Genomic DNA, 26,577 nt, shown 5'->3' with positions numbered 1-26,577 from the left:
CACGCAGGTGACCCGCCCGCTCGCGGGTGTCGACGCGACGGTCGAGTCCGTCCTCCTCGCTCTGCGCGCGGCCCTGGACGGCAGCGGCCCGGCGATCCGCGTCTCCGCCCCCGGCGCTGCGACCGCCTCCGAGGATGCCGTCGTGCCGCAGCGCGTCGCCGTCGTCGTCGAGACCTCGGGCTCGTCGGGGCCGCCCAAGCGGGTCGCGCTCTCGACAGCGGCACTGCTCACCAGCGCCTCCGCGACCCTCGCCGAGCTGGGCGGGCCGGGACGCTGGCTGCTCTGCCTGCCGACCCACTACGTCGCGGGACTGCAGGTGCTCGTCCGCTCGCTGACGGCGGAGGCCGACCCGGTCGTCCTCCTGGCCGGCGGCTTCGACGCGGCGGCCTTCCTCGCTCTCGCTCGGACGATGCCGGCGGGGGAGCGGAGGTACTCCTCGCTGGTCCCCGTGCAGCTCGCGAGGCTGCTGGATCTCGCCGAGCGCGATCCGGCCGCGGCCGAGGCGCTCCGCTCGTTCGACGCGCTCCTGATCGGCGGCCAGGCGACGCCGCAGCCGTTGCGGGACCGCGCCGCCGCCCTCGGTGCGCGCATCCGCCTGACCTACGGATCGAGCGAGACGTCCGGCGGCTGCGTCTACGACGGCGTCCCGCTCCACGACGTGCGGATGCGCGTCGAGGACGGGCAGGTGCTGCTCGGCGGGCCGACCCTCGCGGAGGGCTACCTCGACGCCGACGGCGCGATCGACCACGAGCGCAGCGCCTCCGCCTTCCTCGAGCTCGACGGGAAGCGCTGGTACCGCACGGGCGACGCGGGCTCGATCGTCGACGGGCGCCTCCGGGTGACCGGCCGGCTCGACCGCGTGATCGTGTCAGGCGGGGAGAAGGTCTCGCTCGACGCCGTCGAGGCCGTGCTCCGCGAGGGGCCCGTCCCCGACGCGGTCGTCGTGCGGCGGGCGGACGAGCAGTGGGGCGAGGTCCCGGTCGTCGTGACGGCGGAGGAGGCTCCCGCGCTCACCGACCTGCGCGCCCTGATCGCCGACCGCCTCGGGCGCGCCGCCGCTCCCGCGGCCGTGCTGCCGGTCGGCCGCATCCCCCTCCTCGCCGCCGGGAAGCCCGACCGCCGCGCCCTCGAGGTGCTCGCCGAGCAGGCCTGACCGGCTCTGAGCGTCGACGGGCCGGTGGGTAGGATTCCCTCCGTGTCGAGTACGAGTCGCAAGAAGAAGTCCTCCAGCGGCCGCCCCGGGGGCAGCCCGCGAACGGTCGTCGTGAAGCCCGCCGGTCCCCGCGAGTGGATCGCCGGCGCCCGCCTCCGCACCCTCCCGCTGGCCGTCGCCCCCGTGCTCATCGGCACCGGAGCGACCCAGGTCGTCGACGAGGGCTGGCACTGGGTGCGCGCCCTGCTCTGCCTGGCCGTCTCGCTCGCCCTGCAGATCGCCGTCAACTACGCCAACGACTACTCCGACGGCGTGCGCGGCACCGACGCCAACCGCGTCGGACCCTCGCGGCTGACCGGCTCCGGAGCCGCGAAGCCCCGCCAGGTGCTTACCGTCGCCCTGGTCTTCTTCGGGATCGCGGCCGTCGCCGGCCTCGTGCTCACCGCCCTCTCGGGGCAGTGGTGGTTCCTGATCGTCGGCGCGGCGGCGATCGCGGCCGGCTGGTTCTACACCGGCGGACGCCGCCCCTACGGCTACCTCGGGCTCGGCGAGCTCTTCGTCTTCGTGTTCTTCGGCCTGGTCGCCACCGTCGGCACCACGTTCGTGCAGATCGGCCGCACCAACCAGGAGTCGTGGCTCGGCGCCGTGGCGGCGGGCCTGTTCGCCTGCGCCGTGCTCATGGTCAACAACATCCGCGACATCCCGACCGACCGCCTCTCGGGCAAGCGGACCCTCGCGGTCCTCGCGGGACCGGCCGTGTCCCGCGCGATCTACACGGGCTTCGTGCTGATCCCGTTCGGCATCGCGGTGATCCTCGCGCTGTTCTACCCGCTGGCATGGCTGACGCTCTTCGTGCTGCTGATGATCCTGCCGGCCATCCTGATCACCCTGACGGCGAAGACGGCGAAGGAGCTCATCCTGGCGCTGCAGCTGACCAGCCTGGGCGGGCTCGCCTACGCGGTCATCCTCGGGGCGGCGCTGGCGTTCTAGAGCGGCGGCTCGCACGAGGCGGGCTCGGGTGGGCCGGATTCGGGTGATATCGGCTGTTGCGTGCCGGGCCTGGTGCGAGCGTGGTCAGCGCGTCCGAGGGGAGCCCTCGCCGGCGGGATCGCCCGGCTCAGCGGTCGTCGCGGGTCGCGTCGACCGCGGCGTCCTCGACGTCGTCGTCGGTCGGGGCGCGCGGGACGTCCTTGCGGCGCTCGTAGATCGCCTCCGCGATGCGCTCGCGGGGCTTCCTCAGCAGGATGTAGGAGAGGGACAGGCTCGCGATCGCGGCGACGAAGCCCGCTGTGACCGCTGCCGTCAGCTCCGAGTCGACGAAGGTGCGCGCCGGCAGGTACACCAGCACGAAGACGCCGGCGAACATCGCCAGGCGCAGGAGCGAGTAGACGACGACCGCGCGGCTCAGTTTCACCGGGACAGTGTACGTCGGCCCCTGCACGCGCTTCCGTGAGCACCGTGGGAGCCTCCTGTCCAGCGTCCGTGCGGACCCTCCCCGACGGGGGTGCCGGACGTAGACTCGTGTCCATGATCCGCCTCGTCATCGGCCTGCTCGTGGCCCTCGCCGTCTTCACGGTCTACACCGTGATCGACGTCGCGATGAGCAACCGTCACGCCGTGCGGGCGATCCCGAAGTGGTCCTGGCTCCTGGTGGTGCTGATCCTCCCGGTCATCGGTGCGGGACTGTGGTTCTGGATCGGCCGTCCCCGCAAGCAGCGCGCCGCCGGCCGCCGCTACACCGCTCCGGACGACGACCCCGACTTCCTCGGCACCCTCCGCACCGAGCGCGACCCCGAGGAGGAGCGCCTGCAGGCCGAGCGCATCGCCCAGCTCGAGCGCGACCTCGCCGACATGGACGAGCAGGGCGAGGCCGACGGCCCCGGCCGCCGGGATGCCTGAGCACCGGCCGGTCGCCCCCTCCACCCGATTCGCGGTCGACCTCCTCACCCGCTTCGTCGCGCTCGGCGTCCGCGACGTCGTCGTCGCTCCGGGCTCCCGCTCGCAGGCGCTCGCCCTGGTGGCGGCCGAGCTCGAGACCCGCGGCGACGTCCGGCTGCACGTGCGGATCGACGAGCGCTCCGCGGGGTTCCTGGCGCTGGGCCTGGCCCTCGAATCCGGGATGCCGGCGCTCGTGATCACGACCTCCGGCACGGCGACCGCGAACCTGCACCCGGCCGTGCTCGAGGCGGACGCCTCGGACGTGCCGATGATCGTCCTGACCGCCGACCGGCCCGACGAGCTGCGCGGCATCCGCTCGAACCAGACGGCCGAGCAGCGCGAGCTGTACGGGCGAGCCGTGCGGCTGTTCGAGGACGTCGCTGCTCCGGGCGACGCCTCCCTGCCCGAGGACGCGAGGGCGCTCGCCGACCGTGCCGTCACCGCGGCGCGCCGCGGGCCGGTCCACCTGAACCTCTCCTTCCGCGATCCGCTCTCCTCCGCTCTGCCGGACATCGAGCGGATCGAACCGGTCTCGTCGCCCGCCGTCGGATCCGGAATCCCGCGTGCCGTCGTGACCGCCGGCCCTGGTGAGCCGCTCACGGTCGTCATCGCCGGGGACAAGGCGGGCGCCGCGGCCGAGGAGATCGCTCGCGCCGGCGACTGGCCGCTGCTCGCCGAGGTCTCCTCCGGCGCCCGCTTCGGACCGCAGCTCGTCGTCGCCTGGCGTCGCCTGCTCGGCGAGCCCGACTTCGGCGGACGCATCCGCCGGGCGATCGTGCTCGGACACCCGACGCTCTCCCGCGAGGTCCCCGAGCTGCTGCGGCGCGAGGACGTCGAGGTGATCGTCGTGGACGCCGTGCGCGAGCAGTTCTACAACCCCGGCCGGCGCGCCCGCCGCGTCGGAGGCGTCGACGTGGTCCGCCCCGAGGGGTCGCCGCGTCCCGAGCGCGGCGAGCGCGCCTGGGCCGGATCCTGGGTGTCCGCGAGCCGCGCCCTGACGGTCGACCCCGACGAGCTGGACGAGGTCCCCGACGCGGGGTCGATGTCGGTCGAGGACCGCCGCGGCTACGCGCGCAACGCCCTCGCCGCGATCAGGGCACCGCTCACCCGCGACTTCGTCGTCGCCGCGGTCTGGAAGGTCACCTGGCCGCACGACCGGCTGCTGTTCGGAGCGTCACGGCTGATCCGCGTCGCCGACGGGACCCTGCCGGGCAAGCGGATATCCGTCCTGGCGAACCGCGGCCTCGCCGGCATCGACGGCACGATCTCGACGGCTCTCGGGATCGCGGTGGCTTCGCAGGCGACCGAGCAGGGAGCCGGCGGAGTCACCCGCGCGGTCCTCGGCGATCTCACTCTGCTCCACGAGGCCGGCGGCCTCCTCCTCCCGCCCGGAGAGCGACGCCCGCGCGTGCAGCTCGTCGTTGTGAACGACGGGGGCGGCACGATCTTCGACGGACTCGAGGTCGCATCGAGCTCGCATCCCGATGCGTTCGACCGCGTGCAGTTCACCCCGCAGAACGCCGATCTGGAGGCTCTCGCGCGCGCCTACGGGTGGGGCCACCGTCGTGCGGCGACCCGCGGAGCGCTGGAGCCGGCGCTGACCTCGCCGGGTCCCCGGGCGGGCATCCTGGAGATCCGGCTCGCGCGCTGAGTCCGCGCGGGTCCGGTCGGATGGTCCTCCACAGGTCGTCGTCGGACGCTGATCTCCCGGGGACGCCTCGTTCGAGCTCCGCAGCTCGTCAGCTGCTGCTTCGCTGGAGGAATGGCTGATGCGGAGACCGTGCGAGGAGAGGTTCTCGCCCTCGGCGACCGGGCGGCGGCGCTCGCGAGGAGCGCCTCCCCGGTGCTCCTGTCCGCGGCGGAGGCGCTGCACGCGGGACACTGCGCGGCGCTGACCTGTCCCGACGCGTTCGCCCGAGGCTCCTCGGCGGACAGCAAGGATGCGACGGACCTCGTCGAACGGTCGGTCCGAGCGGAGTTCGCCGTCGCCCTCGGGGTCTCCGAGCGCACCGCCGCCAGTGAGCTGCTGCACGCCTCGCTGCTGATGGAGGAGCTGCCGCGGACCCGCTCCGCGCTCGCCTACGCCAGAATGCGCTGGGAGGCCGGCCAGCTCATCTGCTCCGTCGCGGCGACCCTCCCCGCAGCGGCGCGCGCGGCCTACGACGACCGGGCCGTCGACCTCGCGGAGACGCTGACCCCGGGGCAGCTGCGCCACGCCCTCGCGCGGGTGCGGGAGGAGCTGCACGACGAGCCCCTCGCCGAGCGGCACGCTCGCGCCCGCGAGGACCGCCGGGTGTGGATGACAGCCGGGATCGACGGCATGGCGACGGTCTGCGCGCACGTCCCCGCGCCCGAGGCCGTCGGAGCGCTCGCCCGACTCGACCGCATCGCGAGGGACCTGCGGGACGGCGCCGAAGGGGACCGCGATCTGCGGACGCTGGCGCAGCTCCGCGCCGACGCGTGGGCCGACCTGCTCTGCCACGGGGACGTGGCGGGGACCACTCCGGAGGGCGCCGCGGCGCTCTCGACCGGGCTGCGGGCCGAGGTGAGAGTCACTGTGGCGGCGAACACCGCCGCAGGTGACGACGAGGCGGCCGCCGAGCTCGACGGCTACGGGCCGATCCCCGCCGAGGCGGTGCGAGCGCTCATCGACGACGACGCCGCCTTCACTCCCGTGCTGACCGACGAGGAGACCGGCGCGGTCGTCTCCGTCGGGCGCCGCCACCGCCTCCCGCCGCCGAGGATGAGGCTGCTGGTCCGCCTCCGCGACCAGACCTGCCGCTTCCCGGGCTGCACCCGGCCGGCGTCCTCGACGGAGACCGACCACAGCGTCGAATGGCGGAACGGGGGAGAGACGACTCCCGACAACCTCGCCTCCCTGTGCGTCGCCCACCACCATGTGCGCCACTGCGACCGGTGGACGTATCTGCTCCATCCGGACGGCACAGCGGACTGGACCACACCGACCGGCCGCCGCGTGACGACCCGGCCGCCGGCGCTGCCCGGGCGACCGCCGGTGGGTGCAGGACGACGGCCGGGGGTTCCCCGGCTCGAGAGCGACCCGGCGGGGTAGCCGACGGCTTCAGCGACTCCCGACGTGCGTCAGGCCAGCGCGTCGGTGATCGGGCGGAACTTCATGCGGGTCTCGGCGAGCTCGGACTCGGGAACGCTGTCGGCCACGATGCCGGCGCCCGCCCAGGCCGTGACCGCGCCCTCGGCCGTGACCTCGGCGCTGCGGAGTCCGACGGCCCACTCGCCGTCGCCGTTGCCGTCGATCCAGCCGACGGGTCCTGCGTACCGACCGCGGTCGGAGGGCTCCAGGTGCTCGATGCGCGCACGGGCGTCGGCTGTCCGAGTGACGGCCTCGGCCGTGGTCGGGTGAAGAGCATCGACGAGATCGAGCGCGCTGGAGGAGTCGTCCAGAATTCCTCGCACGTCCGTCGCGAGGTGCCAGAGGTTCGGCAGGCGGAGCGTGAACGGGGCGGCGCCGGCCGTCAGCTCCCGCGTGTGGGGCTCGAGCTCCCGGACCAGACTGGCGAGAGCGAAAGCGTGCTCCGAGCGGTCCTTCGGACTCTCGAGCAGAGCAGCCTCCACGTCCGCGTCGGCGAGGGGATCCTCGCCTCGTGCGGCCGTGCCGGCCAACACCCTCGCCGAGATCTCGCCCCGATCGACCGCGACCAGCGTCTCCGGACTGGCGCCGAGGAATCCGTCCACGGCGAAGCCCCAGCAGTCCGGGTACCGCTCGGTGAGCGCACCCAGCATCCGACGCAGGTCCGCCCCCGGCGGGAGCCGTCCCTTCAGATCGCGCGCGATCACGACCTTGGACAGCTCGCCCGCCCGGATCGTCTCCACCGCGGCAGCGACCGCCGCGCGGTACCCGTCGGGCGGCAGCGCACCCGGCGAGAGCGGCACGTGGTACTCCGCCCCCAGCGGCTCCTCGCTCGGCGTATACGGTCTCTCCGCCTCGCCGATCGTGATCCGCGTCAGCCATGACCGGCCGTCGCGCGTCCCGATCACGGTGCGCGGCACGATCAGCACGCTCGTCGCCTCGGATCGGCTCGAGAAAGCGAAGGTCCCGAACGCGACCAGCCCCGTCCCGGGCAGTCCGACCCGGTTCTCCACCGTCGCCGCGTCGCAGAGCCGACGCCAGGTTGCCGCCGCCTCCCGCAGCCGTTCCGGGCCCGAGAACTCGAGGCGCAGAGCCTCGCCGCGTCCGCTGAGCCCGGCGCCGTCGCGCTGCCAGAGGAGGGGCCGCCTCGGGTCGGAGTGGGAGAGGAGCGACGGCGGAGAGTCCAGTGGAGTCGTCTCCGCACGCAGCAGGGGGGTTCCAGCGCCGATGAGCGTCACCTCAGCAGGGTACGCCCGCGCCAGAGGATGGGACGTCCCATGCCGCGGGGCTCGGGGCGCAGGGCTCCGTTGCTACCGTGATCCGGTCCGGGGCCGCCGCGCGAGGCGGAGCGGGGCGGTCCCGGCGCTTCCCCAGGGGGGAGCGCGCCGACCGGGCGCGGGACGGCGGATGCACAGCCGCCGTCCCTCGTCTCGCCGTAGACTTGCGGATCGTGACGAAGGCAGACCTCACCAAACGGCCCGACGAGGTCGCCTCGATGTTCGACACCGTGGCTCCCGCCTACGACCTGGTGAACGGACTCCTCTCGGTGGGGAACGACCGGCTCTGGCGGATCGCGACGACTCGCGCCGTCAACCCTGCTCCCGGTGAGCGCATCCTCGACATCGCGGCCGGCACCGGAACGTCGAGCGCGTCGCTGGCGCGGTCGGGCGCCCAGGTCGTCGCAGCCGACTTCTCCCCGGGGATGATCGCCGTCGGCCGTCGCCGTCAGGCGGGCAACGACCGGATCGAGTTCGTCCAGGCCGACGCGATGGACCTCCCGTTCGAGGACGAGTCGTTCGACGCCGTGACCATCTCGTTCGGTCTGCGCAACGTGGCCGAGCCGAGGACGGCGCTCGCCGAGTTCCTGCGTGTGCTGAAGCCCGGCGGCCGGGTCGTGATCTGCGAGTTCTCGACTCCGCCGATCGCTCCGCTGGCCGCCGCGTACGACTTCTACCTGTCGACGGTCATGCCCGCCGTCGTGCGCCTCGCGTCGTCGAACAATCCCGCGTACGACTATCTCGGCGATTCCATCCGGGCCTGGCCGGAGCAGAGCGTCGTCGCCGCCTGGCTCCGCGCGGCGGGCTTCGAGCGCGTGGCCTACCGCGATCTGACCGCGGGCATCGTGGCGCTGCACCGCGGCGTCAAGCCGATCGCGGCGACCCGATGACGACCGGGGTCCGCACAGGCCGAGACGTTAGGGTTTCCCTGTGAACGCCACTGCGCCCGTCGCCCGTCGCAGCCCGTCTCTGACGGCGCAGCTCGGCCTCTCCGAGCGCATCTTCTCCTCCTCGTCGGACCGGGCTCTCGCCCGCACGATCGACGCGGGTCTGGAGCAGGTCGAGGAGGGTCTCGTCCGGCAGCTGTCCTTCGCGGACGCTGTGGCCGACGTCTCCACCCGGTACCTCCTCGAGGCGGGCGGCAAGCGTGTGCGCCCGATGCTCACCCTCCTGGCCGCGTCGCTGGGCCGTGGCAACACGCCGCAGGTCCTGCTCGGCGCGCAGGCGATCGAGATCACGCATCTCGCATCGCTCTACCACGACGACGTCATGGACGAGGCGGAGAAGCGCCGCGGCGTCCCGTCGGCGCAGACCGTGTGGGGCAACAACGTGGCCATCCTGACGGGCGATCTGCTCTTCGCCCGCGCGAACCAGCTGATGGTCGAGCTCGGCGACAAGGCGATCCGGCTGCAAGCCGACACGTTCGAGCGGCTCGTCCTCGGGCAGCTGCACGAGACGGTCGGCCCGACCGACGGCGAGGACCCGGTCGAGCACTACCTGTCCGTCCTGGCCGACAAGACCGGGTCCCTGATCGCCGCGGCGGGCCGCACGGGAGTCGCGTTCTCGGAGGCTCCGGAGGAGTACGAGGAGGCCATGCGCGTCTTCGGCGAGAAGATCGGCGTCGCCTTCCAGATCGTCGACGACGTCATCGACCTCTCTCCCCAGCCGGAGGAGACCGGCAAGAACCCCGGCACGGACATCCGCGCCGGCGTGTCGACGCTGCCGATCCTGCGCCTGCGCGAGCGCGCCTCCTCCGATAGGGAGGCCGCGGCTCTCCTCGCCCGCATCGAGAGCTATGTGAGCCGCTCGAACGACGCCATCGCGCACTCGGAGGAGCACACCGCCGACATCTCCGACGCCATCTCTCAGCTGCGCGATCACGACGTCACCGCGCAGACCCTCGCCGAGGCCCACCGGTGGGCCGACGAGGCCGTCGCCGCCCTCGCTCCGCTGCCCGACGGCTCCGTCCGCAAGGCGCTGACGCGCTTCGCCGACACCGTCGTCGAGCGCAACGGCTGACCCCGATCGTCGCGGCGCGCCCTGCGCCGCAGGAATGAGACCGGTTGTGCGCTGCGGCGCCCCGGCAGGAGGAACGCAATGACCAAGCTCAGGCTGGCCATCGTCGGCGCGGGTCCCGCGGGCATCTACGCCGCCGACCTCATGATCAAGGCCGAGAAGAAGTACGACGTCTCGATCGATCTGTTCGAGCACCTGCCCGCGCCCTACGGCCTGGTCCGCTACGGCGTGGCGCCCGATCACCCGCGCATCAAGGGGATCATCACCGCGCTGCGGGAGGTGCTCGACCGGGGCGACATCCGCATCTTCGGCAACGTGCACTTCGGGACCGACATCACGCTCGAGGATCTCAAGCGGCACTACCACGCCGTGATCTTCGCGACCGGCGCCGTCCGGGACGCTCCGCTCGACGTCCCGGGTGTCGAGCTCGAGGGCTCCTACGGTGCGGCCGACTTCGTCAGCTGGTTCGACGGCCACCCCGACGTGTCGCGCACCTGGCCGCTGGAGGCGTCCTCCGTCGCCGTCATCGGCAACGGCAACGTGGCGCTCGACGTCTCGCGGATGCTGGCGAAGCACGCCGAGGACCTCCTGCCCACCGAGGTCCCGCCGAACGTCTACGAGGGGCTGAAGGCTTCTCCCGTCACCGACGTGCACGTCTTCGGGCGCCGCGGTCCCGCTCAGGTGAAGTTCACGCCGCTGGAGCTGCGCGAGCTGGGCGAGCTGCGCGACGTCGACATGATCGTCGCCGACGAGGACTTCGACCTCGATCCCGCTTCGGAGGCCGCCATCGCGACCAACAAGCAGGTCATGGTCATCAACCGGGTGCTCAACCAGTGGCGCACCCGCGAGGTCGGGAGCGCCTCGCGTCGTCTCCACCTGCACTTCTGGGCGAAGCCGCTCGAGTTCGTGGACGACGGATCGGGTCGGGTCGGCGCGATCCGGTACGAGCGCACCGAGCCGGACGGCGAGGGCGGAGTGCGCGGCACGGGTGAGATCCGCGAGGTCCCCGTGCAGGCCGTGTACCGCGCGGTCGGCTACTTCGGCTCGCCGCTCGACGGCCTCCCGTTCGACGAGATGCGCGGCGTGATCCCGAACCGCGAGGGCCAGGTCCTGGACGACGAGGACCAGCAGGTCCACGGCGTCTACGCGACCGGCTGGATCAAGCGCGGACCGGTGGGCCTCATCGGGCACACCAAGTCCGACGCCATGGAGACCGTCGCGCACGTGCTCAACGACCAGGCGTCCTGGTGGACGCCCGAGCACCCCGAGGAGGCAGCCGTGGTCGCCCTGCTCGAGGAGCGGGAGATCGCCTACACGGATCTCGACGGCTGGCACCGGCTGGACGAGCACGAGATGGCGCTCGGCGAGCCCGAGGGCCGTGCGCGGGTGAAGGTCGTTCCCCGCGAGGACATGATCGCGATCTCGCGGGCGGAGCCGGTAGCGCTCTGACGCGTGGTCTCCGAACGGCCCTCCGGTGCAGTCCGGAGGGCCGTTCGTCGTTCCGGCGTGGACGCCTTGCGCCTCCTCTAGGATTCGGGCACCGCTCTGGACGGAGACAGCATGACCACGGCCGCGCCCCACGACGTCATCCGGGTGCGCGGTGCGCGCCAGAACAACCTCCGGGGGATCGACGTCGATATCCCGAAGCGGAGGATCACCGTGTTCACCGGGGTCTCGGGCTCCGGCAAGTCGTCGCTGGTCTTCGGCACCATCGCGGCCGAGTCCCAGCGCCTCATCAACGAGACCTACTCCGCCTTCGTGCAGCAGTTCATGGGGTCGCCGGCTCGCCCGGACGTGGAGTCGCTCGACGGACTGTCGGCCACGATCGTCGTCGATCAGGAGCGGATGGGGTCGAACGGCCGGTCCACGGTCGGCACGGCGACCGACGCGTACACGATGCTGCGGATCCTCTTCAGCCGGATCGGCGATCCGCACGCGGGCACGAGCGGTGCGTTCTCCTTCAACCTGCCGGAGGGGATGTGCCCGCGGTGCGAGGGGACGGGCCGGGTGTCGAGCATCGACCTCGACGCGCTGATCGACCGCTCGAAGTCGCTCGAGGGCGGCGCTCTCGACGCGATCCCGAACTTCGTCGTCGGCGGCTGGTACTGGAAGGGCCTCGCCGAGTCGGGCCTCTATCCGGCCGATGTGCCGATCGCCGATTTCACGCCCGAGCAGATGGACGCGTTCCTCCACCGTCCGGCCACGAAGATGGCCATCGCCGGGATGACGATGACCTACGAGGGCCTCCTGGTGAAGGTCACCCGCCTCTACCTGGCCAAGGAGGCGGCGCAGCCGCACATCCGCGCCTTCGCCGAGCGGGTGGCCACCTTCGCCGCCTGTCCCGAGTGCGGAGGCGGCCGGCTCACCCGGGCGGCGCTGGAGTCGCGCATCGGGGGCCGGAACATCGCCGAGTGCGCCGCGCTGCAGGCGACCGACCTCGCCGCGTGGCTCCGCGGACTGCAGGCGCCGTCCGTCGCTCCGATCGTCGAGACCCTCCTCGGGACGCTCGACGCCCTCGTCCAGGTCGGCCTCGGCTACCTGTCGCTCGATCGGGAGTCGGGCACGCTCTCGGGCGGTGAGGCGCAGCGGGTCAAGATGGTGCGGCATCTGGGGTCGAGCCTCACGGACGTCACCTACGTCTTCGACGAGCCGACGGCGGGTCTGCATCCGCACGACGTCTCGCGGATGATCGAGCTGCTGCGCCGCCTGCGGGACAAGGGCAACACCGTCCTGGTGGTCGAGCACAAGCCGGAGATCATCGAGATCGCCGATCACGTGGTCGACCTCGGTCCGAGGGCCGGCGCGCACGGCGGCGAGCTGCGGTTCGAGGGGACGGTGGCGCAGCTGCGCACGTCGGACACCCTGACGGGCCGTCATCTCGGTCACCGCGTCCCGCTGAAGGAGGCCGTGCGCCGTCCGACCGGGGCGGTGGAGATCCGCGGGGCCTCCACGCACAACCTCCGCGGCGTCGACGTGGACGTCCCGCTGGGCGTGCTGACCGTCGTCACCGGAGTCGCCGGCTCGGGCAAGTCGTCGCTTCTGCACGGCTCGCTCGCGGGTCGGCCGGGCGTGGTGGTGGCCGACCAGTCGCCGATCCGCGGCTCGCGGCGCAGCAATCCGGCGACCTACACCGGGGTCCTCGACGCGATCCGGGCGGCCTTCGCGAAGGCGAACGGTGTGAGACCGGCGCTCTTCAGCGCGAACTCGGCAGGCGCCTGCCCCGTCTGCAAGGGGGCCGGGATGATCTTCACCGAGCTGGGCCCCGCCGCGGCGGTCTCGTCGGTCTGCGAGGAGTGCGACGGCAAGCGGTTCACCGCTGAGGTGCTCGAGTACCGCCTGCGCGGGAGGAACATCCACGAGGTGCTCTCGATGCCGATCGTCGACGCCGCGGAGTTCTTCGCGAGCGGACCGGCGCACACGGTGCTCGCCCGTCTCGTCGACGTCGGTCTCGGCTACCTCACGCTCGGACAGCCGTTGAACACGCTGTCCGGGGGCGAGCGCCAGCGCCTCAAGCTCGCGATCAACATGGCCTCGTCCGGATCCGTCTACCTGCTCGACGAGCCGACCACGGGCCTGCACCTCGCGGACGTCGACACACTGCTCGGACTGCTCGACCGGCTGGTCGACTCCGGGAACTCGGTCGTGGTGATCGAGCACCACCGCGCCCTGATGGCGCACGCGGACTGGATCATCGACGTGGGGCCCGGAGCCGGGCACGACGGAGGGACGATCGTCTTCGAGGGGACTCCGGTCGGGCTCGCGGCGGCGGACACGCTGACCGGACGCGCCCTCGCCGAGTACGCGCGCTGAGGCGCACGGAGCCGCGACGTCCGCGGGTCAGCGCGAGAACGGGCCGGACAGGGCCGCCCACTGCAGGAGCATGATCGTCTTCGCGTCGACGATCTGCACGCCGATCTGGGTCAGCGCCTCGTCGAACGAGAGCTCGAGGACCTCGATGTCCTCGCCCTCGTCGGCGAGTCCCGCGAACGCTCCGCTGCGGGTCCCCGCGCGGTAGCGCCCGGCGTAGAAGTGCAGCTTCTCGGTGACCGAGCCGGGGCTCATGAACGCGTCGAACACGTGCTCGAGCCGGCCGACCTCGAGTCCGGTCTCCTCGGACGCCTCGCGGCGGGCGCCCTCCTCGGGCCCGTCCTCGTCCAGGAGACCGGCGGGCACTTCGAGGAGCATCCCGTCGAGGTCGCCGTTCACGTACGCGGGGTAGCGGAACTGCCGGATCAGGACGACGGTGCGCGCGTCGGCGTCGTAGAGCAGGACCGCCGCGCCGTTCCCCCGGTCGTAGGTCTCGCGCTGCTCGCTCGTCCAGCTGCCGTCGCGGTGCCGGTAGTCGAAGCGGGTGGTGCGGAGGACGTACCAGTCGCTCGAGAGGAGGGTGACCTCCTTCACGACCACGTCGGGGTTCCCGACGAGGTCGAGCCCGTCCCTGTCGAGTCCGGTGCGGCCCCGCCGGTCGGGGTCGTCGATTCCGGCGGTCACGCGCGTGCTCCCGTGTGCGTCATTCCTCAGCGGAAGTTGACGAACTGGAGGTCGAGCTCGAGGTCGGCTCCGCGCAGGAGCGCCATGGTCGCCTGGAGGTCGTCGCGGCTCTTCGAGGAGACGCGGAGCTCGTCGCCCTGGATCTGCGACTTGACCGACTTCGGCGCCTCGTCGCGGATGAGCTTGTTGATCTTCTTCGCGTGCTCCTGGTCGATGCCCTCCTTGAGGGTGGCCTCGATCCGGTACTCCTTGCCGGACGCGAAGGGCTCGCCCGCGTCGAGGCTCTTGAGGCTGATGCCGCGCTTGATCAGCTTCGACTGGAAGACGTCGAGGATGGCGTTCGCCCGCTCCTCGGTGTTGGCCTTGATCAGGATCTTCTCGCCGCTCCAGGCGATCGAGGCGCCGACGTTCTTGAAGTCGTAGCGCTGCTCGACCTCCTTGTGGGCCTGGTTCAGGGCGTTGTCCGCCTCCATCTTGTCGATCTTGCTGACGACGTCGAACGTTGAATCTGCCATGGCTCCGAGTTTAGCTTTCAGGCGTGGCGGAGCCCGGCCCCAGGCGCGGCTGGTACTTCTGAGGAGTGCGCCGCGTCCCCGTTCTCGTCCTCGTCCCGCTCGCCGGGCTCCTCCTGGCCGGCTGCGGCCAGCGGCCGCCCGCGCTGACGGTCGAGGAGGGCCTGTCCACCGTCCCTCCCGCGGCGACCGCTCCCGTCGCGGCCGACCTCGTCGTGCTGGAGGATCCCGAGCAGGCCGCGGCGACGCCGGTGCGACTGCTCGCCGACGAGGCGTGGCTGGGCACGGCGTCCGAGGGGAGCGGCATCCCGCTGCGTGCGCTCACCGCCTACGCGGGCACGGCCCTCCTCACGGCGTCGGTCGACCCCGACTGCCGGTTGGACTGGGCGACCCTGGCCGGCATCGGCTACGTCGAGAGCAGGCACGGCACGATCGACGGCGGCGAGCTGGGCGAGGACGGGCGGCCGACGGAGCCGATCTACGGTCCGCGCCTGGACGGAACGCGCTTCGACCGGGTCCCCGACAACGACGGCGGGGCTCTGGACGGCGACGCCGAGGTCGACCGGGCGATGGGTCCGCTGCAGATCATCCCGGCCACGTGTATGACGTGGGCGGCGAGCGGATGGGATCCGCAACACGTGGAACAGCAGGCGGTGACCGCCGCCCGGTACCTCTGCCACGCCGGCGGCGACCTCTCGACGGAGTCGGGATGGCGGGCGGCGATCGCGGCCTACAACCCGGCCGGGAGCTACGCGGGGAAGGTCGCGGAGGCGGCGTCCCGCTACGCGGCGGAGGCGGACTGAGGCCTCGCGGCACCGATTTCCGATCCGCCGGTCGCGTGGGTATCCTTGCTGAGCGCCTCCGGTTGTGAACACGCGGTCGGGTGCGTCACGGCGAGTTACCCTAGCGGCCAAAGGGATCTGACTGTAAATCAGACGGCGTAGCCTTCGGGGGTTCGAATCCCTCACTCGCCACCGAGCAGGAACACCCAGCAGACGCCCCGGCATCATGAGATGCGCGGGGCGTTCCGCATGTCGGGATATCGCCGTTCCGGCGGAGTGCCTTTCCGGGGGAGCACAGGTCCGGCGGATCGCCGGGCCCGGCGTCTTCGTCCCGTCGCACCCCGCACGCCGTCGGCCCGGCCTCCGCGGTCGCCCGGCCCGCGCTGTCGGCCCGGCCCGCGCCGTCGCCTCAGCCCCGCGCCTCCTGCTCCAGGAACCCCGCGAGGGAGAGCGGCGGCCGTCCGGTCAGCCGCTCGACGTCGCCCGAGACGTGCGCCAGCTGTCCGGCGGCGATCGCGGAGTAGGTGCTGACCCAGGGGTCCAGCTGCCAGTCCGGTGCGTTCCAGCGGCGGCGTGACGCGTACGCCTCCTCGAGGGTCTCGTCGACGTACACGGCGGGGCGGCCCGCCGCCGTCAGGGTCGCCGCGACCTCGTCGAGGGTGAGGGCCTCTGGCCCGGTCAGCTCGTAGGCGGCTCCGCGGTGCTCGGAGGGGGAGCGGAGGACCGCGGCGGCGGCGCGGGCCACGTCCTCGCGCGCGACGACGGCGGCACGGCCCGATCCCGCGGGTCCGCGGATCGCGCCGTCGTCGCCGAGCATCGCGGGCAGGAAGTCGAGGTAGAGGTTGTCGCGGAGGAACGTCCAGCCCATGCCGGAGCGGCGGATCGCGTCCTCGGTGGCCGCGTGGTCTCGGGCGAGGGTGAAGACCGCGTCGGGTGCGGCTCCGGCGAAGGAGGTGTAGACGACGTGCTCGACACCCGCGGCGGCGGCTGCGTCGACGAACGCGAGGTGCTCGGCGCGGCGCTCCTCGTTCTCGGAGGCGGAGACCATCAGGAGGAGGCGCACGCCCTCGAGCGAGTCGCCCGCGTCGGCGAAGGAGGAGCGCACCACCTCGGCCCCGGGGAGCTCGGGCGCGCGGGACGGGTCGCGGACCAGCAGGCGGAGGGCGTGACCGGCGTCGGCGAGCTCGCGCGCGACGCGACCGCCCACGGCTCCGGTGGCTCCCGTGAGGGCGATAGGGGTGCTCATCCCCCCATGATGGGCCCGATCCCTAGGCTGGGGCCATGAGCGACAACGCCCCCCTCCTCGCCATCGCCCGCTCGATCGCCGTCGAGGCGGCGCACCTCGCCCGCCAGCGGCGGCAGGACGGTGTCGAGATCGCCGCGTCGAAGTCGTCCCCGGAGGACGTGGTGACGGCCGCGGACCGGGAGGTCGAGGAGCTGATCCGCCGGCGCCTGGCCGAGGCGCGTCCGGACGACGGCTTCCTCGGCGAGGAGTCGGGGTCGGGGGGCGGCACGAGCGGGCTGACCTGGGTCGTCGATCCGATCGACGGGACCGTCAACTACCTCTACGGCATCCCCTCCTACGCGGTCAGCATCGCTGTGGTGGAGGGGGAGCCGGATCCCGCGACCTGGACCGCGCTCGCCGGCGCGGTCGTGAACGGAGCGACGGGCGAGGTGACCACGGCCAGCCGAGGCGGGGGAGCCGAGCGGGACGGAGTCGTGCTGCAGGTCTCGGCTCCCTCCTCCCTCTCGCTCGCGCTGGTGGGCACCGAGCACAGGTCGAGCGCCGCCGAGCCGATGCGGCGGATGTCGCGGACCGAGCCCAGGAGCTCCTGCACCACGGCGCCCTGACGCATCCGGCGGCCCGCGTCGTAGCCGAAGCCGGTGCCCACCAGCGCGAGCGAGAGGGAGGAGGGAGCCGAGACCTGCAGCACGACTCCGTCCCGCTCGGCTCCCCCGCCTCGGCTGGCCGTGGTCACCTCGCCCGTCGCTCCGTTCACGACCGCGCCGGCGAGCGCGGTCCAGGTCGCGGGATCCGGCTCCCCCTCCACCACAGCGATGCTGACCGCGTAGGAGGGGATGCCGTAGAGGTAGTTGACGGTCCCGTCGATCGGATCGACGACCCAGGTCAGCCCGCTCGTGCCGCCCCCCGACCCCGACTCCTCGCCGAGGAAGCCGTCGTCCGGACGCGCCTCGGCCAGGCGCCGGCGGATCAGCTCCTCGACCTCCCGGTCCGCGGCCGTCACCACGTCCTCCGGGGACGACTTCGACGCGGCGATCTCGACACCGTCCTGCCGCCGCTGGCGGGCGAGGTGCGCCGCCTCGACGGCGATCGAGCGGGCGATGGCGAGGAGGGGGGCGTTGTCGCTCATGGCCCCAGCCTAGGGATCGGGCCCATCATGGGGGGATGAGCACCCCTATCGCCCTCACGGGAGCCACCGGAGCCGTGGGCGGTCGCGTCGCGCGCGAGCTCGCCGACGCCGGTCACGCCCTCCGCCTGCTGGTCCGCGACCCGTCCCGCGCGCCCGAGCTCCCCGGGGCCGAGGTGGTGCGCTCCTCCTTCGCCGACGCGGGCGACTCGCTCGAGGGCGTGCGCCTCCTCCTGATGGTCTCCGCCTCCGAGAACGAGGAGCGCCGCGCCGAGCACCTCGCGTTCGTCGACGCAGCCGCCGCCGCGGGTGTCGAGCACGTCGTCTACACCTCCTTCGCCGGAGCCGCACCCGACGCGGTCTTCACCCTCGCCCGAGACCACGCGGCCACCGAGGACGCGATCCGCCGCTCCGGCATGGGCTGGACGTTCCTCCGCGACAACCTCTACCTCGACTTCCTGCCCGCGATGCTCGGCGACGACGGCGCGATCCGCGGACCCGCGGGATCGGCGCGGGCCGCCGTCGTCGCGCGCGAGGACGTGGCCCGCGCCGCCGCCGCGGTCCTCCGCTCCCCCTCCGAGCACCGCGGAGCCGCCTACGAGCTGACCGGGCCAGAGGCCCTCACCCTCGACGAGGTCGCGGCGACCCTGACGGCGGCGGGCCGCCCCGCCGTGTACGTCGACGAGACCCTCGAGGAGGCGTACGCGTCACGCCGCCGCTGGAACGCACCGGACTGGCAGCTGGACGCCTGGGTCAGCACCTACTCCGCGATCGCCGCCGGACAGCTGGCGCACGTCTCGGGCGACGTCGAGCGGCTGACCGGACGGCCGCCGCTCTCCCTCGCGGGGTTCCTGGAGCAGGAGGCGCGGGGCTGAGGCGACGGCGCGGGCCGGGCCGACAGCGCGGGCCGGGCGACCGCGGAGGCCGGGCCGACGGCGTGCGGGGTGCGACGGGACGAAGACGCCGGGCCCGGCGATCCGCCGGACCTGTGCTCCCCCGGAAAGGCACTCCGCCGGAACGGCGATATCCCGACATGCGGAACGCCCCGCGCATCTCATGATGCCGGGGCGTCTGCTGGGTGTTCCTGCTCGGTGGCGAGTGAGGGATTCGAACCCCCGAAGGCTACGCCGTCTGATTTACAGTCAGATCCCTTTGGCCGCTAGGGTAACTCGCCGTGACGCACCCGACCGCGTGTTCACAACCGGAGGCGCTCAGCAAGGATACCCACGCGACCGGCGGATCGGAAATCGGTGCCGCGAGGCCTCAGTCCGCCTCCGCCGCGTAGCGGGACGCCGCCTCCGCGACCTTCCCCGCGTAGCTCCCGGCCGGGTTGTAGGCCGCGATCGCCGCCCGCCATCCCGACTCCGTCGAGAGGTCGCCGCCGGCGTCGCAGAGGTACCGGGCGGCGGTCACCGCCTGCTGGTCCACGTTCTGCGGATCCCATCCGCTCGACGCCCACGCCATCCACGTCGCCGGGATGATCTGCAGCGGACCCATCGCCCGGTCGACCTCGGCGTCGCCGTCCAGAGCCCCGCCGTCGTTGTCGGGGACCCGGTCGAAGCGCGTTCCGTCCAGGCGCGGACCGTAGATCGGCTCCGTCGGTCGCCCGTCCTCGCCCAGCTCGCCGCCGTCGATCGTGCCGTGCCTGCTCTCGACGGAGCCGATGCCGGCCAGGGTCGCCCAGTCCAACCGGCAGTCGGGGTCGACCGACGCCGTGAGGAGGGCCGTGCCCGCGTAGGCGGTGAGCGCACGCAGCGGGATGCCGCTCCCCTCGGACGCCGTGCCCAGCCACGCCTCGTCGGCGAGCAGTCGCACCGGCGTCGCCGCGGCCTGCTCGGGATCCTCCAGCACGACGAGGTCGGCCGCGACGGGAGCGGTCGCCGCGGGAGGGACGGTGGACAGGCCCTCCTCGACCGTCAGCGCGGGCGGCCGCTGGCCGCAGCCGGCCAGGAGGAGCCCGGCGAGCGGGACGAGGACGAGAACGGGGACGCGGCGCACTCCTCAGAAGTACCAGCCGCGCCTGGGGCCGGGCTCCGCCACGCCTGAAAGCTAAACTCGGAGCCATGGCAGATTCAACGTTCGACGTCGTCAGCAAGATCGACAAGATGGAGGCGGACAACGCCCTGAACCAGGCCCACAAGGAGGTCGAGCAGCGCTACGACTTCAAGAACGTCGGCGCCTCGATCGCCTGGAGCGGCGAGAAGATCCTGATCAAGGCCAACACCGAGGAGCGGGCGAACGCCATCCTCGACGTCTTCCAGTCGAAGCTGATCAAGCGCGGCATCAGCCTCAAGAGCCTCGACGCGGGCGAGCCCTTCGCGTCCGGCAAGGAGTACCGGATCGAGGCCACCCTCAAGGAGGGCATCGACCAGGAGCACGCGAAGAAGATCAACAAGCTCATCCGCGACGAGGCGCCGAAGTCGGTCAAGTCGCAGATCCAGGGCGACGAGCTCCGCGTCTCCTCGAAGAGCCGCGACGACCTCCAGGCGACCATGGCGCTCCTGCGCGGAGCCGACCTCGAGCTCGACCTCCAGTTCGTCAACTTCCGCTGAGGAATGACGCACACGGGAGCACGCGCGTGACCGCCGGAATCGACGACCCCGACCGGCGGGGCCGCACCGGACTCGACAGGGACGGGCTCGACCTCGTCGGGAACCCCGACGTGGTCGTGAAGGAGGTCACCCTCCTCTCGAGCGACTGGTACGTCCTCCGCACCACCCGCTTCGACTACCGGCACCGCGACGGCAGCTGGACGAGCGAGCAGCGCGAGACCTACGACCGGGGGAACGGCGCGGCGGTCCTGCTCTACGACGCCGACGCGCGCACCGTCGTCCTGATCCGGCAGTTCCGCTACCCCGCGTACGTGAACGGCGACCTCGACGGGATGCTCCTCGAAGTGCCCGCCGGTCTCCTGGACGAGGACGGGCCCGAGGAGGGCGCCCGCCGCGAGGCGTCCGAGGAGACCGGACTCGAGGTCGGCCGGCTCGAGCACGTGTTCGACGCGTTCATGAGCCCCGGCTCGGTCACCGAGAAGCTGCACTTCTACGCCGGGCGCTACCGCGCGGGGACCCGCAGCGGAGCGTTCGCGGGACTCGCCGACGAGGGCGAGGACATCGAGGTCCTCGAGCTCTCGTTCGACGAGGCGCTGACCCAGATCGGCGTGCAGATCGTCGACGCGAAGACGATCATGCTCCTGCAGTGGGCGGCCCTGTCCGGCCCGTTCTCGCGCTGACCCGCGGACGTCGCGGCTCCGTGCGCCTCAGCGCGCGTACTCGGCGAGGGCGCGTCCGGTCAGCGTGTCCGCCGCCGCGAGCCCGACCGGAGTCCCCTCGAAGACGATCGTCCCTCCGTCGTGCCCGGCTCCGGGCCCCACGTCGATGATCCAGTCCGCGTGCGCCATCAGGGCGCGGTGGTGCTCGATCACCACGACCGAGTTCCCGGAGTCGACCAGCCGGTCGAGCAGTCCGAGCAGTGTGTCGACGTCCGCGAGGTGCAGGCCCGTGGTCGGCTCGTCGAGCAGGTAGACGGATCCGGACGAGGCCATGTTGATCGCGAGCTTGAGGCGCTGGCGCTCGCCCCCGGACAGCGTGTTCAACGGCTGTCCGAGCGTGAGGTAGCCGAGACCGACGTCGACGAGACGGGCGAGCACCGTGTGCGCCGGTCCGCTCGCGAAGAACTCCGCGGCGTCGACGATCGGCATCGAGAGCACCTCGTGGATGTTCCTCCCGCGCAGGCGGTACTCGAGCACCTCAGCGGTGAACCGCTTGCCGTCGCACTCCTCGCAGACCGACGAGACCGCCGCGGCGGGGCCCAGCTCGGTGAAGATCATCCCGGCCCCCTTGCAGACGGGGCAGGCGCCTGCCGAGTTCGCGCTGAAGAGCGCCGGTCTCACACCGTTCGCCTTCGCGAAGGCCGCCCGGATCGCGTCGAGGACCCCGGTGTAGGTCGCCGGATTGCTGCGCCGCGAGCCGCGGATCGGCGACTGGTCGGCCACCACCACGCCCGGCCGACCCGCGAGCGAGCCGTGCAGAAGCGACGACTTGCCCGAGCCGGCGACTCCGGTGACGACGGTCAGCACGCCCAGCGGGACGTCCACGTCGACGCCGCGGAGGTTGTGCGTGGAGGCCCCGCGGATCTCCACCGCCCCGGTCGGACGGCGCACGGCCTCCTTCAGCGGGACGCGGTGACCGAGATGACGGCCCGTCAGGGTGTCCGACGTGCGCAGCTGCGCCACCGTCCCCTCGAACCGCAGCTCGCCGCCGTGCGCGCCGGCCCTCGGACCGAGGTCGACCACGTGATCGGCGATCTCGATGATCTCCGGCTTGTGCTCGACCACCAGGACGGTGTTGCCCTTGTCCCGCAGGCGGCGCAGCAGCTCGATCATCCGCGAGACGTCGTGCGGATGCAGACCCGCCGTCGGCTCGTCGAAGACGTAGGTGACGTCCGTGAGGCTCGACCCCAGATGCCGCACCATCTTGACCCGCTGCGCCTCACCGCCCGAGAGCGTGCCCGACTCCCGATCGAGCGACAGGTAGCCGAGGCCGACCTGGACGAGGGCGTCGAGCGTCCCGAGGAGGGTCTCGACGATCGGAGCGACGGACGGCGCCTGCAGTCCGCGGAGCCACGCGGCGAGGTCGGTCGCCTGCAGCGCGGCGCACTCGGCGATGTTCCGGCCCCCGATGCGCGACTCCAGCGCCGCCCGGGTGAGCCGGCCGCCTCCGCACTCGGGACAGGCGGCGAAGGTGGCCACCCGCTCGGCGAAGGCGCGGATGTGCGGCTGCGCCGCCTCCTTGGCCAGGTAGAGGCGGGTGACCTTCACCAGGAGGCCCTCGTAGGTCATCGTCATCCCGGCGATGGCCATCTTCGTGGCCGGACGGTGGAGGAACGCGTCCATCTGCTCGGGCGTGAAATCGGCGATCGGCACATCGGCCGGATAGAGGCCCGACTCGGCGAGGCCCTTCCAGTACCAGCCGCCGACGACGAAGTTCGGGATCGCGTCGAGAGCGCCGCCCTCGAGCGACTTCGAGCGGTCGATCAGCGCGTCGAGGTCGATGCTCGACACCCGGCCCGTCCCCTCGCACCGCGGGCACATCCCCTCCGGCAGGTTGAAGGAGAACGCACCGCTCGTGCCCGCGTGCGGATCGCCGATCCGGCTGAAGAGGATCCGCAGCATCGTGTACGCGTCGGTCGCCGTGCCGACCGTGGACCGGCCGTTCGACCCCATCCGCTCCTGATCGACGACGATCGTGGCCGACAGTCCGTCGAGCGACTCCACGTCCGGGCGAGCCGGCGACCCCATGAACTGCTGCACGAAGGCGGAGTAGGTCTCGTTGATGAGGCGCTGGGACTCGGCCGCGATGGTGCCGAAGACCAGCGACGACTTGCCGGAGCCCGAGACCCCGGTGAACACGGTGATCCTCCGCTTCGGGATATCGACGTCGATCCCCCGGAGGTTGTTCTGGCGCGCACCGCGCACCCGGATGACGTCGTGGGGCGCGGCCGTGGTCATGCTGTCTCCGTCCAGAGCGGTGCCCGAATCCTAGAGGAGGCGCAAGGCGTCCACGCCGGAACGACGAACGGCCCTCCGGACTGCACCGGAGGGCCGTTCGGAGACCACGCGTCAGAGCGCTACCGGCTCCGCCCGCGAGATCGCGATCATGTCCTCGCGGGGAACGACCTTCACCCGCGCACGGCCCTCGGGCTCGCCGAGCGCCATCTCGTGCTCGTCCAGCCGGTGCCAGCCGTCGAGATCCGTGTAGGCGATCTCCCGCTCCTCGAGCAGGGCGACCACGGCTGCCTCCTCGGGGTGCTCGGGCGTCCACCAGGACGCCTGGTCGTTGAGCACGTGCGCGACGGTCTCCATGGCGTCGGACTTGGTGTGCCCGATGAGGCCCACCGGTCCGCGCTTGATCCAGCCGGTCGCGTAGACGCCGTGGACCTGCTGGTCCTCGTCGTCCAGGACCTGGCCCTCGCGGTTCGGGATCACGCCGCGCATCTCGTCGAACGGGAGGCCGTCGAGCGGCGAGCCGAAGTAGCCGACCGCGCGGTACACGGCCTGCACGGGGACCTCGCGGATCTCACCCGTGCCGCGCACTCCGCCCTCGCCGTCCGGCTCGGTGCGCTCGTACCGGATCGCGCCGACCCGACCCGATCCGTCGTCCACGAACTCGAGCGGCTTCGCCCAGAAGTGCAGGTGGAGACGACGCGAGGCGCTCCCGACCTCGCGGGTGCGCCACTGGTTGAGCACCCGGTTGATGACCATGACCTGCTTGTTGGTCGCGATGGCGGCCTCCGAAGCGGGATCGAGGTCGAAGTCCTCGTCGGCGACGATCATGTCGACGTCGCGCAGCTCGCCCAGCTCGCGCAGCTCCAGCGGCGTGAACTTCACCTGAGCGGGACCGCGGCGCCCGAAGACGTGCACGTCGGTGACGGGAGAAGCCTTCAGCCCCTCGTAGACGTTCGGCGGGACCTCGGTGGGCAGGAGGTCCTCGGCGTGCTTCGCCAGCATCCGCGAGACGTCGAGCGCCACGTTGCCGTTGCCGATGACGGCGACGGAGGACGCCTCCAGCGGCCAGGTGCGCGACACGTCGGGGTGGCCGTCGAACCAGCTGACGAAGTCGGCCGCACCGTAGGAGCCCTCGAGCTCGACACCCGGGACGTCGAGCGGAGCGTCCCGGACGGCGCCGGTCGCGAAGATCACGGCGTGGTAGTGCCGCTTGAGATCCTCGAGCGTGATGTCGGTCCCGAAGTGCACGTTGCCGAAGATGCGGATGTCGCCCCGGTCGAGCACCTCCCGCAGCGCGGTGATGATCCCCTTGATGCGCGGGTGATCGGGCGCCACGCCGTAGCGGACCAGGCCGTAGGGCGCGGGCAGGTGCTCGAACAGATCGATCGAGACGTCGTACTTCTTCTCGGCCTTGATCATGAGGTCGGCGGCGTAGATGCCCGCGGGACCCGCGCCGACGATGGCCAGCCTGAGCTTGGTCATTGCGTTCCTCCTGCCGGGGCGCCGCAGCGCACAACCGGTCTCATTCCTGCGGCGCAGGGCGCGCCGCGACGATCGGGGTCAGCCGTTGCGCTCGACGACGGTGTCGGCGAAGCGCGTCAGCGCCTTGCGGACGGAGCCGTCGGGCAGCGGAGCGAGGGCGGCGACGGCCTCGTCGGCCCACCGGTGGGCCTCGGCGAGGGTCTGCGCGGTGACGTCGTGATCGCGCAGCTGAGCGATGGCGTCCGAGATGTCGGCGCTCTGCTCCTCCGTGTGCGCGATGGCGTCGTTCGAGCGGCTCACATAGCTCTCGATGCGGGCGAGGAGAGCCGCGGCCTCCCTATCGGAGGAGGCGCGCTCGCGCAGGCGCAGGATCGGCAGCGTCGACACGCCGGCGCGGATGTCCGTGCCGGGGTTCTTGCCGGTCTCCTCCGGCTGGGGAGAGAGGTCGATGACGTCGTCGACGATCTGGAAGGCGACGCCGATCTTCTCGCCGAAGACGCGCATGGCCTCCTCGTACTCCTCCGGAGCCTCCGAGAACGCGACTCCCGTGCGGCCCGCCGCGGCGATCAGGGACCCGGTCTTGTCGGCCAGGACGGACAGGTAGTGCTCGACCGGGTCCTCGCCGTCGGTCGGGCCGACCGTCTCGTGCAGCTGCCCGAGGACGAGCCGCTCGAACGTGTCGGCTTGCAGCCGGATCGCCTTGTCGCCGAGCTCGACCATCAGCTGGTTCGCGCGGGCGAAGAGCAGATCGCCCGTCAGGATGGCCACGTTGTTGCCCCACACGGTCTGCGCCGACGGGACGCCGCGGCGCTTCTCCGCCTCGTCCATGACGTCGTCGTGGTAGAGCGATGCGAGATGCGTGATCTCGATCGCCTGCGCGCCGAGCAGGACCTGCGGCGTGTTGCCACGGCCCAGCGACGCGGCCAGGAGGGTGAGCATCGGGCGCACACGCTTGCCGCCCGCCTCGAGGAGGTACCGGGTGGAGACGTCGGCCACAGCGTCCGCGAAGGACAGCTGCCGGACGAGACCCTCCTCGACCTGCTCCAGACCCGCGTCGATCGTGCGGGCGAGAGCCCGGTCCGACGAGGAGGAGAAGATGCGCTCGGAGAGGCCGAGCTGCGCCGTCAGAGACGGGCTGCGACGGGCGACGGGCGCAGTGGCGTTCACAGGGAAACCCTAACGTCTCGGCCTGTGCGGACCCCGGTCGTCATCGGGTCGCCGCGATCGGCTTGACGCCGCGGTGCAGCGCCACGATGCCCGCGGTCAGATCGCGGTAGGCCACGCGCTCGAAGCCCGCCGCGCGGAGCCAGGCGGCGACGACGCTCTGCTCCGGCCAGGCCCGGATGGAATCGCCGAGATAGTCGTACGCGGGATTGTTCGACGACGCGAGGCGCACGACGGCGGGCATGACCGTCGACAGGTAGAAGTCGTACGCGGCGGCCAGCGGAGCGATCGGCGGAGTCGAGAACTCGCAGATCACGACCCGGCCGCCGGGCTTCAGCACACGCAGGAACTCGGCGAGCGCCGTCCTCGGCTCGGCCACGTTGCGCAGACCGAACGAGATGGTCACGGCGTCGAACGACTCGTCCTCGAACGGGAGGTCCATCGCGTCGGCCTGGACGAACTCGATCCGGTCGTTGCCCGCCTGACGGCGACGGCCGACGGCGATCATCCCCGGGGAGAAGTCGGCTGCGACGACCTGGGCGCCCGACCGCGCCAGCGACGCGCTCGACGTTCCGGTGCCGGCCGCGATGTCGAGGATGCGCTCACCGGGAGCAGGGTTGACGGCGCGAGTCGTCGCGATCCGCCAGAGCCGGTCGTTCCCCACCGAGAGGAGTCCGTTCAGCAGGTCGTAGGCGGGAGCCACGGTGTCGAACATCGAGGCGACCTCGTCGGGCCGTTTGGTGAGGTCTGCCTTCGTCACGATGCGCAAGTCTACGGC

At 72.2% G+C, this 26,577-nt stretch carries 24 protein-coding genes, 2 tRNA genes and 1 pseudogene; 15 read left to right on the top strand and 12 right to left on the bottom strand.

All coding sequences use genetic code 11. The features are described from left to right. Positions 1-7 precede the first annotated feature (7 nt). Both C5C82_RS10110 and C5C82_RS10105 read left to right on the top strand, forming a co-directional pair. Positions 8-1,153 carry an AMP-binding protein gene (locus C5C82_RS10110; protein ID WP_104355001.1) on the top strand — a complete coding sequence of 382 codons (1,146 nt, stop codon included), beginning with the start codon at positions 8-10 and terminating at the stop codon, positions 1,151-1,153. Positions 1,154-1,195: 42 nt separating this feature from the next. Continuing rightward, complete coding sequence (locus C5C82_RS10105; protein ID WP_374953789.1) at positions 1,196-2,143, top strand: 1,4-dihydroxy-2-naphthoate polyprenyltransferase; 948 nt, start codon at positions 1,196-1,198, stop codon at positions 2,141-2,143. 127 nt (positions 2,144-2,270) lie between these two features. Here C5C82_RS10105 and C5C82_RS10100 read toward each other — a convergent pair whose 3' ends face one another. After that, positions 2,271-2,567: a DUF4229 domain-containing protein gene (locus C5C82_RS10100; RefSeq protein ID WP_104239140.1), complete on the bottom strand. Its 297-nt coding sequence runs from the start codon at positions 2,565-2,567 to the stop codon at positions 2,271-2,273. 113 nt (positions 2,568-2,680) lie between these two features. Here C5C82_RS10100 and C5C82_RS10095 point away from each other — a divergent pair, with 113 nt between their 5' ends. The 3 genes from C5C82_RS10095 to C5C82_RS10085 all read left to right on the top strand — a co-directional run bounded on the left by C5C82_RS10095 (position 2,681) and on the right by C5C82_RS10085 (position 6,164). Then, complete coding sequence (locus C5C82_RS10095) at positions 2,681-3,052, top strand: PLD nuclease N-terminal domain-containing protein (protein WP_104225908.1); 372 nt, start codon at positions 2,681-2,683, stop codon at positions 3,050-3,052. Further along, positions 3,045-4,742 carry a 2-succinyl-5-enolpyruvyl-6-hydroxy-3-cyclohexene-1-carboxylic-acid synthase gene (gene menD, locus C5C82_RS10090; protein ID WP_104355013.1) on the top strand — a complete coding sequence of 566 codons (1,698 nt, stop codon included), beginning with the start codon at positions 3,045-3,047 and terminating at the stop codon, positions 4,740-4,742. Before C5C82_RS10095 ends, menD begins: the two co-directional genes overlap by 8 nt. A 111-nt stretch (positions 4,743-4,853) precedes the next feature. Beyond that, the gene (locus tag C5C82_RS10085) at positions 4,854-6,164 is read left to right on the top strand and encodes an HNH endonuclease signature motif containing protein (protein WP_104355012.1); all 1,311 of its coding nucleotides are present in this window, start codon (positions 4,854-4,856) and stop codon (positions 6,162-6,164) included. A 29-nt stretch (positions 6,165-6,193) separates the two neighbouring features. On the opposite strand, the gene C5C82_RS10080 is transcribed toward C5C82_RS10085, so the two are convergent. Then, positions 6,194-7,438, bottom strand: coding sequence for an isochorismate synthase (locus C5C82_RS10080; RefSeq protein WP_308471856.1), 1,245 nt, complete (start codon positions 7,436-7,438; stop codon positions 6,194-6,196). 212 nt (positions 7,439-7,650) lie between these two features. Between C5C82_RS10080 and ubiE (C5C82_RS10075) the strand changes: the two genes are divergently transcribed. The 4 genes from ubiE (C5C82_RS10075) (at position 7,651) to C5C82_RS10060 (ending at position 13,303) form a co-directional block, all read left to right on the top strand. Then, positions 7,651-8,367, top strand: a complete 717-nt coding sequence (ubiE, locus tag C5C82_RS10075; protein WP_104226060.1) for a bifunctional demethylmenaquinone methyltransferase/2-methoxy-6-polyprenyl-1,4-benzoquinol methylase UbiE — start codon at positions 7,651-7,653, stop codon at positions 8,365-8,367. 40 nt (positions 8,368-8,407) lie between these two features. After that, a complete protein-coding gene (locus C5C82_RS10070; RefSeq protein ID WP_104355011.1) occupies positions 8,408-9,496 on the top strand; it encodes a polyprenyl synthetase family protein in 1,089 nt (362 codons plus the stop codon). Between the two features lie 78 nt (positions 9,497-9,574). Continuing rightward, positions 9,575-10,942, top strand: coding sequence for an FAD-dependent oxidoreductase (locus C5C82_RS10065; RefSeq protein WP_104223603.1), 1,368 nt, complete (start codon positions 9,575-9,577; stop codon positions 10,940-10,942). A gap of 111 nt (positions 10,943-11,053) precedes the next feature. Beyond that, positions 11,054-13,303 (top strand): excinuclease ABC subunit UvrA, encoded by a 2,250-nt coding sequence (locus tag C5C82_RS10060; RefSeq protein ID WP_104355005.1) that lies wholly within the window; start codon positions 11,054-11,056, stop codon positions 13,301-13,303. Positions 13,304-13,330: 27 nt separating this feature from the next. Here the strand turns inward: C5C82_RS10060 and C5C82_RS10055 are convergent, their stop codons facing one another. Both C5C82_RS10055 and C5C82_RS10050 read right to left on the bottom strand, forming a co-directional pair. Beyond that, positions 13,331-13,984: an NUDIX domain-containing protein gene (locus C5C82_RS10055; protein ID WP_104233413.1), complete on the bottom strand. Its 654-nt coding sequence runs from the start codon at positions 13,982-13,984 to the stop codon at positions 13,331-13,333. A 26-nt stretch (positions 13,985-14,010) separates the two neighbouring features. After that, a complete protein-coding gene (locus C5C82_RS10050) occupies positions 14,011-14,499 on the bottom strand; it encodes a YajQ family cyclic di-GMP-binding protein (protein WP_104223606.1) in 489 nt (162 codons plus the stop codon). A 65-nt stretch (positions 14,500-14,564) separates the two neighbouring features. Here C5C82_RS10050 and C5C82_RS10045 point away from each other — a divergent pair, with 65 nt between their 5' ends. Further along, positions 14,565-15,299 carry a hypothetical protein gene (locus C5C82_RS10045; RefSeq protein WP_104355010.1) on the top strand — a complete coding sequence of 245 codons (735 nt, stop codon included), beginning with the start codon at positions 14,565-14,567 and terminating at the stop codon, positions 15,297-15,299. Positions 15,300-15,388: 89 nt separating this feature from the next. Continuing rightward, positions 15,389-15,470 (top strand) — tRNA-Tyr (locus tag C5C82_RS10040). Positions 15,471-15,687: 217 nt separating this feature from the next. On the opposite strand, the gene C5C82_RS10035 is transcribed toward C5C82_RS10040, so the two are convergent. Then, positions 15,688-16,524, bottom strand: a complete 837-nt coding sequence (locus C5C82_RS10035; protein WP_104355009.1) for an SDR family oxidoreductase — start codon at positions 16,522-16,524, stop codon at positions 15,688-15,690. Positions 16,525-16,559: 35 nt separating this feature from the next. Here C5C82_RS10035 and C5C82_RS10030 point away from each other — a divergent pair, with 35 nt between their 5' ends. Next, positions 16,560-17,129 carry an inositol monophosphatase family protein gene (locus C5C82_RS10030; protein ID WP_104355008.1) on the top strand — a complete coding sequence of 190 codons (570 nt, stop codon included), beginning with the start codon at positions 16,560-16,562 and terminating at the stop codon, positions 17,127-17,129. Here the strand turns inward: C5C82_RS10030 and C5C82_RS10025 are convergent. Continuing rightward, positions 17,045-17,650: pseudogene (locus C5C82_RS10025) on the bottom strand (inositol monophosphatase family protein); the annotation flags it as partial. The gene C5C82_RS10030 and the pseudogene C5C82_RS10025 overlap by 85 nt on opposite strands. Before the next feature lie 35 nt (positions 17,651-17,685). Between C5C82_RS10025 and C5C82_RS10020 the strand changes: the two are divergent. Beyond that, positions 17,686-18,522 (top strand): SDR family oxidoreductase, encoded by an 837-nt coding sequence (locus C5C82_RS10020; RefSeq protein WP_104355007.1) that lies wholly within the window; start codon positions 17,686-17,688, stop codon positions 18,520-18,522. 217 nt (positions 18,523-18,739) lie between these two features. On the opposite strand, the gene C5C82_RS10015 is transcribed toward C5C82_RS10020, so the two are convergent. Both C5C82_RS10015 and C5C82_RS10010 read right to left on the bottom strand, forming a co-directional pair. Continuing rightward, a tRNA-Tyr gene (locus tag C5C82_RS10015) sits at positions 18,740-18,821 on the bottom strand. Between the two features lie 89 nt (positions 18,822-18,910). Further along, positions 18,911-19,645, bottom strand: coding sequence for a hypothetical protein (locus tag C5C82_RS10010; protein WP_104355006.1), 735 nt, complete (start codon positions 19,643-19,645; stop codon positions 18,911-18,913). A gap of 65 nt (positions 19,646-19,710) precedes the next feature. Between C5C82_RS10010 and C5C82_RS10005 the strand changes: the two genes are divergently transcribed. After that, a complete protein-coding gene (locus tag C5C82_RS10005; protein ID WP_104223606.1) occupies positions 19,711-20,199 on the top strand; it encodes a YajQ family cyclic di-GMP-binding protein in 489 nt (162 codons plus the stop codon). Between the two features lie 26 nt (positions 20,200-20,225). Then, a complete protein-coding gene (locus tag C5C82_RS10000; protein ID WP_104233413.1) occupies positions 20,226-20,879 on the top strand; it encodes an NUDIX domain-containing protein in 654 nt (217 codons plus the stop codon). Positions 20,880-20,906: 27 nt separating this feature from the next. Here the strand turns inward: C5C82_RS10000 and C5C82_RS09995 are convergent, their stop codons facing one another. The 4 genes from C5C82_RS09995 to ubiE (C5C82_RS09980) form a co-directional block, all read right to left on the bottom strand. Then, entirely contained in the window at positions 20,907-23,156 is a 2,250-nt protein-coding gene (locus C5C82_RS09995; protein WP_104355005.1) for an excinuclease ABC subunit UvrA, read from the bottom strand. Between the two features lie 111 nt (positions 23,157-23,267). Further along, complete coding sequence (locus tag C5C82_RS09990; RefSeq protein WP_104223603.1) at positions 23,268-24,635, bottom strand: FAD-dependent oxidoreductase; 1,368 nt, start codon at positions 24,633-24,635, stop codon at positions 23,268-23,270. A 78-nt stretch (positions 24,636-24,713) separates the two neighbouring features. Further along, a complete protein-coding gene (locus C5C82_RS09985; RefSeq protein ID WP_104249782.1) occupies positions 24,714-25,802 on the bottom strand; it encodes a polyprenyl synthetase family protein in 1,089 nt (362 codons plus the stop codon). A gap of 40 nt (positions 25,803-25,842) precedes the next feature. Further along, a complete protein-coding gene (gene ubiE, locus C5C82_RS09980; protein ID WP_104355017.1) occupies positions 25,843-26,559 on the bottom strand; it encodes a bifunctional demethylmenaquinone methyltransferase/2-methoxy-6-polyprenyl-1,4-benzoquinol methylase UbiE in 717 nt (238 codons plus the stop codon). Positions 26,560-26,577: the final 18 nt, after the last annotated feature.

It is taken from the genome of Rathayibacter sp. AY1D5 (genome assembly GCF_002932515.1).
Lineage (GTDB): Bacteria > Actinomycetota > Actinomycetes > Actinomycetales > Microbacteriaceae > Rathayibacter.
The sequence above is the reverse complement of the archived record's forward strand: the minus strand, read 5'-3'. Positions and strand labels throughout refer to the sequence as shown.

What these genes read in the sequence shown, in the direction of transcription:
- C5C82_RS10030 (WP_104355008.1), top strand. Translation starts at nt 16,560, where the DNA reads ATGAGCGACAACGCCCCCCTCCTCGCCATCGCCCGCTCGATCGCCGTC.
- C5C82_RS10050 (WP_104223606.1), bottom strand. Translation starts at nt 14,499, where the DNA reads ATGGCAGATTCAACGTTCGACGTCGTCAGCAAGATCGACAAGATGGAG.
- menD (WP_104355013.1), top strand. Translation starts at nt 3,045, where the DNA reads ATGCCTGAGCACCGGCCGGTCGCCCCCTCCACCCGATTCGCGGTCGAC.
- C5C82_RS09995 (WP_104355005.1), bottom strand. Translation starts at nt 23,156, where the DNA reads ATGACCACGGCCGCGCCCCACGACGTCATCCGGGTGCGCGGTGCGCGC.
- C5C82_RS10035 (WP_104355009.1), bottom strand. Translation starts at nt 16,524, where the DNA reads ATGAGCACCCCTATCGCCCTCACGGGAGCCACCGGAGCCGTGGGCGGT.
- C5C82_RS10060 (WP_104355005.1), top strand. Translation starts at nt 11,054, where the DNA reads ATGACCACGGCCGCGCCCCACGACGTCATCCGGGTGCGCGGTGCGCGC.
- C5C82_RS10020 (WP_104355007.1), top strand. Translation starts at nt 17,686, where the DNA reads ATGAGCACCCCTATCGCCCTCACGGGAGCCACCGGAGCCGTGGGCGGT.
- C5C82_RS09990 (WP_104223603.1), bottom strand. Translation starts at nt 24,635, where the DNA reads ATGACCAAGCTCAGGCTGGCCATCGTCGGCGCGGGTCCCGCGGGCATC.
- C5C82_RS10095 (WP_104225908.1), top strand. Translation starts at nt 2,681, where the DNA reads ATGATCCGCCTCGTCATCGGCCTGCTCGTGGCCCTCGCCGTCTTCACG.
- C5C82_RS10065 (WP_104223603.1), top strand. Translation starts at nt 9,575, where the DNA reads ATGACCAAGCTCAGGCTGGCCATCGTCGGCGCGGGTCCCGCGGGCATC.
- C5C82_RS10005 (WP_104223606.1), top strand. Translation starts at nt 19,711, where the DNA reads ATGGCAGATTCAACGTTCGACGTCGTCAGCAAGATCGACAAGATGGAG.
- C5C82_RS10085 (WP_104355012.1), top strand. Translation starts at nt 4,854, where the DNA reads ATGGCTGATGCGGAGACCGTGCGAGGAGAGGTTCTCGCCCTCGGCGAC.